Below are 6,187 nucleotides of genomic sequence, written 5' to 3'. Positions count from 1 at the left end.
GTTTTCCTATACCTAACTCCCCCCCGACGGCAGGCCGGCGGGCCCCGCACCATCCGGTGCGGGCCCGTCCGACCACCCCAGGGCCCACCGAGGGGGGAATTCGGCCAGGCCCTGCCTGTCCAGAGCGGTCCCACACGCTCACCACCCCACCTGCCCCCGATACCCTCCCCCACACCTACGGAGTCGTCTCCAAACGGTCGTGCCGGTAATGGCGCCGCTTAAAGATGCCCGTCATCCTTCGCGCGGTGGTACCTGGCCGTGCGGGCCACGAAAGTGGCACAGTTCTTGCAGGTCGCAAATGGTTCCATCTGGTCAAGGCAGCGCTGAACGAGCGCGATATATGCCTTCGTCAAGCTGCGTGGTGCAGGTCGGCCAGGTCGGCAAGGTGCAGTTGCCGCCGGGTTCATGGACTTGGCATTGGCCGAAAATGTCGACGGCGCCGCCGATGAGGTCATTGCTGTCATGGGTGTCGCAGACAGCTGCTGGCGGCGGGGCCGAGGATGTACCGACTTGGCCGCCAGAGCGGATCAGATCGGTACATTGGGTTGAACGATCCGCTGGCTGAGAAGCCAGTTGGTAGTGGCTGCCGCCCGCACGGAAACTTTCTCGACCAAGGTGGTCAGCTCCGTAATAATCGCATTGCCACCATGACCGCGAACCCTCAGCTGCCGATCTCACTCTGGGTGTGGCTCAGGATCCAGACACCGTAGGCCTCGTTCGCGGGATGCAGCTGGTAGGTGCCTGCCCGCAGGTCGACGCGGAGTCCCACAGCCGCGAGATCCGCCTCGAATTCGGACGCGGTGTAGGCGTGAGCGTGCGGGGGCCGGTCCTGGAGGTGGAAGCCGATCAGGATCCGGCCGTTCTCGCCGAGAACGGCCCGCATCGCGTGCAGGGCCGCGCGTTCGGTGCCCTCGGCCAGGTAGACCATGACGTTGCCCACGCAGACGACCAGGTCGAACGGACCGTCGTCGGGGCCGAGGTCGAGGATGTCGCGTTCCTGGATCGGCAACCCCGGATAGGTCTCCCGGGCCTGTCGGGCCAGTGCCTGATCGGGTTCGATCGCGATCACGTCGTGCCCGCACCGCAGCAGTGCCGCAGTGACCCGGCCCATGCCGGCACCGGCGTCGAGCACTCGGGCGCCGCGCGGCAGGAGGGTGTCGGCGAGCCGTGCTTCACCGTCGATGTCCTCGCCGGCGGAGACGAGCTCGGCGAAACGCTTGCCGAAGTTTTGGCTGTTGCCCGCCTCCTGCCAGCGGGTCCGCCGCGTCGTCATCGGCATGGTCTTGTGTGTGCCGGCATGGCCCTTGCTCATACTCCCCATCCTAGGACTGGCGGTGTACACGCGAATGGCCCTACCAGCCATCGAATGATGGGCAGTCACCACCAGCACTCCATCAGGGCTTCAGAATGGCCCGTCTGTCCGGCCGGAGACGAGGATGCTGCCCAGCCACCGCCGGCGTGCGATGCCGAACCGGCCACGGGGCCTTACGGCAGGTGGGGTGTGACGAGCGGCTGACCGCCCGCTGACGCCGGACACGGCAGGCCTGGCCGCAACCTGAGGCGGCCGGTGTGCCAGGCTGGAGATGCCTGGCGGGGTCGCGCCCGTGAAGCCGACGCCGCCCCGCCAGGCACCTTTGGTCCCATGCGGGAAGACACCCCGGACGAGGGGGCGCAGGATCTGGGCCCTTCTGTCCGCCGAGCCCCCGCGGAGCCGGAAGCCCGCTACCTGAGGGAAGCTGTCTGAGCCACCGGGCTCGGAGCCGGAGGAAGAGCCGATGAGCCGGTGGCCCGCGGTAGTAAAGGGGCGGGTGTCCGTACAGCCTTCACGGTGAGTGGCAAAGGAAGCTGCGGCCTGTCGGGGACCGCCCGGACCGCCGGCCGAGGACAATCCGGACCGGAGCCCGTCCGCGCACCTTTCGCACGTTGCCCGGACGGGCCGTCTGTTTCTCCTCTGCTGTCACCGCAGGAGGTACGGGCCCCTGAGGTCGCCGAGGCAGTCACCGCTGGTGGTCAGGCCTGCTGCGCACAGCGGCGGGCTGATCTGGTCGACGAGGTCCGTATCGCTGACGGGCGTAAAGCGGCTCAACCAAGATCCGTCCCGCCCAAAGACACTTGAGCGGGGCGGAGAAGCCGACGAGACGGCAGGTAGGGGCGGCCCGGTGGTACTGCTTGCCCATGCGACAGTCAGGCGGCCGCGGCGGAGAACCCGTCCCAGAACTTGCCTGGCCTGCATACCAGGGACCAGTAGTGTCACCAGGATGACTTCAATACGTTCCGACGTCCTGGCCCTCGCCCTTGACGCCCCCGCGGAGCCGTCCCTGCGGCCGCTGCCACCCGAAGTGGCGGAACTGCTGCGCTCCCTGGAGGCCCCACCCCGTCTGGCGGCGCACCTGCGCGCAGTCCACGACGTCGCGGCCGAACTGGCCGACTGGGTGAAAGGCCGGTACCCGGACCTGGCCGTGGACCGCGACGCCGTTCTCTTCGGTGCGGCAACCCATGACGTCGGCAAGACCCTCCACCCCGAGGAACTCTCCGGGCCGGGATCAGCGCACGAGGCGGCCGGCCGAGCTCTCCTTCTGAAGCACGGCTTCACGCCCGGCCTGGCCAGGTTCGCCGCCACCCACGCAAGCTGGGACGGCCCCGACGTGATGATCGAGGACCTCCTCGTCAGCACGGCCGACAAGGTCTGGAAGGACAAACGCGTTCCCGACCTGGAGGACAGGCTCGTACAGGCGCTGGCCGCGGCGACGGGGCGCGCGCCCTGGGAGGAGTACCTCGCCCTCGACGACCTCCTCACCCGGCTCGGAGCGGACGCCGCCCATCGGCTGGCCTTCCAGGCGGCCTTCCCCGTCGACCAGTAATCTCTCCGCACCCGGTATCCCGGTTGTGCGATCTCTCGGTTTCATGGCAGTGCGCCACCTGCACAGCTACCGACCCGTGACAGTGAGATCGCCACGATCTCTCACACCTATGACAGTGCGCTCCACTCAAGAAAACCGGGTCGACCTGCGGCAATATGCCGCCCCACCACTGTCTCTCACTCTGCTGTCACGAAACCGAGAGATCACACCCGAGATCCACAGAAGCATGGCGGACCCGGATGGTTGCGGTCGACTGCCAATGAGTCCGCGTACACACCACCCGCCTCGCCGTGACCGCGGTCATCTAGGGTGGCGGGAGGACAGGAAGGACCAAGCGGTGACGACTGTGGTGCTGCGCTCGACCGATCTGACGCTGAGGCCGTGGGAGCCGGGTGACGCCAGCGCGCTGGCGGCGTTGGCCGATGACGAGGAAGTGCGTCGCTGGACGTCGCACCGCGTGGCGGGGCTGCAGGACGCGGTGCGCTGGATCGCGACCCAGGAGGCGGGCTGGAAGTCCGGGAAGCGGCTCAGCTTCGCCATCCTCATGACTGGGCGGGTCGTGGGGCACATCGTTCTCAAACAGTCCGGCGGCGAGGCGCGCGGTGAGGTCGGCTACTGGACGGGTGCCTCGGCACGGGGCCTCGGCGTTGCTTCCAGGGCCGTGGAACTGTTGACGACCTGGGCCTTCGACCCCAGGACGGAGGCGGGACTCAGCCGTCTGGAACTGATCCACAACGCCGGCAACCCCGCCTCCTGCCGAGTCGCGCAAAAGGCGGGCTACACCCTGGAGAGCGTCCTGCCGCCTCGTGCCCCGCACGAGGCCGAGGGACATCTCCACGCGCGCGAACGCCGGGCCGTTCATCTATCTTGACCAGCCGTGTCAGGCAGCGTCAGGCGATTGCCGAGGTACCGAACACGAGGACGGCTTGTTACGACTCGGCTCTCACACCAGTAAGGATCTTCACTGCTATGCCAGGCTGTGCCAGCTGCACCGTAGTGAAGCGGCCTGGGTCAGCCCGCTCGTCGGCTGGCGTTGGACTGTTCAGCGTCGTTCCACAAGATGGGCATGGCGCTGACCGGTGCAAATTCGATCTGCGGATCGGAGCTATGGACCAGACACATCACGCGGCGTCCGAACAACGCGGCCCGGCGGGCGTTGTCGGCGACGATGTCCAGGATGATCTGTGCGCTCTCCGGATGTGCTGCGGCGAAAACATCGAAGTCGGTGAAGACCAGGACCAGACCGGTGGCCTCCGGGGCGATCCCGTAAGCGGCGTAATCAGCGACATCGCCAAAGCAGTCGTCGAACGCGTCCAGGCTGCGTCCGTGGAAGTCGGGGAAGTCCAGTGCGACGCCGATCCCTCTGAGGAGGTCTCCCTCCGATGAACAGGCGGCCGGACCCAGACTTGTGACCTGATAGCCGTGCTCGTCCAGCTACGCCGTGCACTCGTCCAGCAGGTTACGGCGCCAGAAGAGCGTGACGAAAGTGTTCATCATGAGGCGGAAATCGAGGTCGGACGCGAAGTTGGGGGTAAAGGCGGCCATGCTGTTGACCCTAGCCGGTCATTGTGTCAGCAGGACGCAGCGTCTCGTCACACTCCGTGCTTGCTCCCCAAGATCTGTGCCAGAGCCCACATCTCACCTACGCAGCCAGTCGGGTGCATCCGCAACTACGACGCGTTCGGGTGTCTCTTCGGGGTCCGTAACTACGCGAACTTCCGTCCCGTGGCAGCAAGCCGAGGGTTTCCCACCGACGCCTCGGCCCCTGTGAGTGCGCGGTTCGCCCAGCTGACCGAGTGGTACGGCGAGGATGGTTTTCACGGCACCACGTGGATCACGTGGGCCGAGATGAAGGCCGTTGACTGGGACGAGCCCGCAGAGAAGCCCGACAGCCGGCTGCACGAATACCGCCAGACGCCAAACGGGCTCCGGATGACGGGCAAGGCCTCCTGGAGTGGCGCATTCGCCGCGGCTGTCGGTCTCAAAGCCGGTGAAGTTCGGGAGTGGCCCGAAGGAAGTGAGTGGCTCGTCAGGGATACGCTCTACAGATCCGTCACCATCTGCCGCAGAGATGCCGTCACGGAAACCGGCGAGTGGCAACCCGTCTGGGAAGCCATGAAAGAACTCGCAGCACAGCACGATGATGACAACGTGCGCCTCGTCGTGTGGTTCGACGACTGAGCAGGCCACTGCCACCGCGCATCGCCGCTGGATGCTGATGACGCTCTTTGAAATCGGCCACCCTCTGCTCAGGGATGACCCCACACCTACTCGCGGTTCCCCAGTCTGGGGTGACATGACCTCCGTGGGGCAGCGTGCCGGTTTGTTCCTCGGCTGATGGTCAGGGCTGGTTCGCGATCTGTCGGCCGAGCTGTTCGAGGAACCCCTGCAAGCTGGACGCGGCGACCTCGAAGTCGTCAAACCAGGAGGCCGTGGTGGACTTCCGGACTTGTCCGCTGTCTCCGATCGCGAACAGATGGCCCCCGCCGTCGCTGGCGAAGACCAGTGCGATCGATTCGCCGTCGATCGGAGCGGGGCCGTACTCGCGGAAGTGTTCCGCCACCGTTGCCGGTGAGTGGATGAAGTACCCGTTGTCGATGTCAGGCAGGGAAGCCTCGCTGATCACCCAGTAGAGCGTGGTCAGGTCGGAGGGGATCGGCGTCAGGTCCACGAGCGCGTCCGTCGCCTGGTGGCTGTCGTCGGTTGTGGGCATCACGGCGTTGTGGCCAGGAGGGAAGCCGTAGGTCGGGAGGAAGGACTGCATCAGCTTCGTCAGCGCTGCGTCGGCCTGTTCCCGCCAGGACCGGAGCCACTCCGCGTCAAGCCGCTCACCAGGCACGTTTCCCCCTCGAATACGCGTGGGACCCGCCGGCGCGAGCCCGGAAGAACATATCGGAGGGCTCAGCACGGGGCGTGAGGGGAACCGCGCTTTCCGATCCGCAGTTCCTGGACCGGCCAGACCTGCTCAGGCGACCTCCCCACTCATCGTGTGATCTTGCCCAGCGTGTTGAACTGGGGTCGGAGTGTTGTGGAGAGCCTGCGTGCGCAAGTTCGGCCTGGTCGGGGGCCTGAATGCTTACACGGGAGGAAGAGGCGGATGCTCACGCACTGAGCCCTTTCAGAGTGGCCACGGATCGGGTGACGGGCCGGCGTTCCGCAACGCACGAGGCTCCCGTGCCGTTGAGAGAGGTGTTCGACGTCTCAACTCATCAGCGCAGGAGCCTCGTTACCGAGGTTATAGGCGTGATGTCGTGAGTGTGAGGCCGGTCGCGGTAAGGCAGCCGTCGATGACGTCGCTTCGGTACTGAATCTGGCGGAGACCGAGT

7 protein-coding genes are annotated in these 6,187 nt (G+C 66.3%); 3 read left to right on the top strand and 4 right to left on the bottom strand.

Annotated features, from left to right (window positions below):
* Positions 1–661: 661 nt before the first annotated feature.
* Both AB0398_RS34130 and AB0398_RS34125 read right to left on the bottom strand, forming a co-directional pair.
* Positions 662–1,312: a class I SAM-dependent methyltransferase gene (locus tag AB0398_RS34130; RefSeq protein WP_366379558.1), complete on the bottom strand. Its 651-nt coding sequence runs from the start codon at positions 1,310–1,312 to the stop codon at positions 662–664.
* Positions 1,313–1,957: 645 nt separating this feature from the next.
* Positions 1,958–2,086 carry a hypothetical protein gene (locus tag AB0398_RS34125; protein ID WP_366379557.1) on the bottom strand — a complete coding sequence of 43 codons (129 nt, stop codon included), beginning with the start codon at positions 2,084–2,086 and terminating at the stop codon, positions 1,958–1,960.
* Between the two features lie 172 nt (positions 2,087–2,258).
* Here AB0398_RS34125 and AB0398_RS34120 point away from each other — a divergent pair, with 172 nt between their 5' ends.
* Positions 2,259–2,861 carry an HD domain-containing protein gene (locus AB0398_RS34120; RefSeq protein WP_366379556.1) on the top strand — a complete coding sequence of 201 codons (603 nt, stop codon included), beginning with the start codon at positions 2,259–2,261 and terminating at the stop codon, positions 2,859–2,861.
* Positions 2,862–3,198: 337 nt separating this feature from the next.
* A complete protein-coding gene (locus AB0398_RS34115; protein ID WP_366379555.1) occupies positions 3,199–3,732 on the top strand; it encodes a GNAT family N-acetyltransferase in 534 nt (177 codons plus the stop codon).
* Positions 3,733–3,872: 140 nt separating this feature from the next.
* Here the strand turns inward: AB0398_RS34115 and AB0398_RS34110 are convergent, their stop codons facing one another.
* Positions 3,873–4,208: a barstar family protein gene (locus AB0398_RS34110; protein WP_366379559.1), complete on the bottom strand. Its 336-nt coding sequence runs from the start codon at positions 4,206–4,208 to the stop codon at positions 3,873–3,875.
* Between the two features lie 258 nt (positions 4,209–4,466).
* Between AB0398_RS34110 and AB0398_RS34105 the strand changes: the two genes are divergently transcribed.
* Positions 4,467–5,042, top strand: coding sequence for a hypothetical protein (locus AB0398_RS34105; protein WP_366379554.1), 576 nt, complete (start codon positions 4,467–4,469; stop codon positions 5,040–5,042).
* A 160-nt stretch (positions 5,043–5,202) separates the two neighbouring features.
* On the opposite strand, the gene AB0398_RS34100 is transcribed toward AB0398_RS34105, so the two are convergent.
* A complete protein-coding gene (locus AB0398_RS34100) occupies positions 5,203–5,700 on the bottom strand; it encodes a hypothetical protein (RefSeq protein ID WP_366379553.1) in 498 nt (165 codons plus the stop codon).
* Positions 5,701–6,187 lie beyond the last annotated feature (487 nt).

It is taken from the genome of Streptomyces sp. NPDC086147, assembly GCF_040702165.1.
Lineage (GTDB): Bacteria > Actinomycetota > Actinomycetes > Streptomycetales > Streptomycetaceae > Streptomyces.
Note: the sequence above shows the minus strand (reverse complement) of the source record. Positions and strands in the feature narration are given on the sequence as shown.

Excerpts from the sequence above, each read along its gene's own strand:
- AB0398_RS34130 (WP_366379558.1), bottom strand. The coding sequence starts at position 1,312 with ATGAGCAAGGGCCATGCCGGCACACACAAGACCATGCCGATGACGACG.
- AB0398_RS34120 (WP_366379556.1), top strand. The coding sequence starts at position 2,259 with ATGACTTCAATACGTTCCGACGTCCTGGCCCTCGCCCTTGACGCCCCC.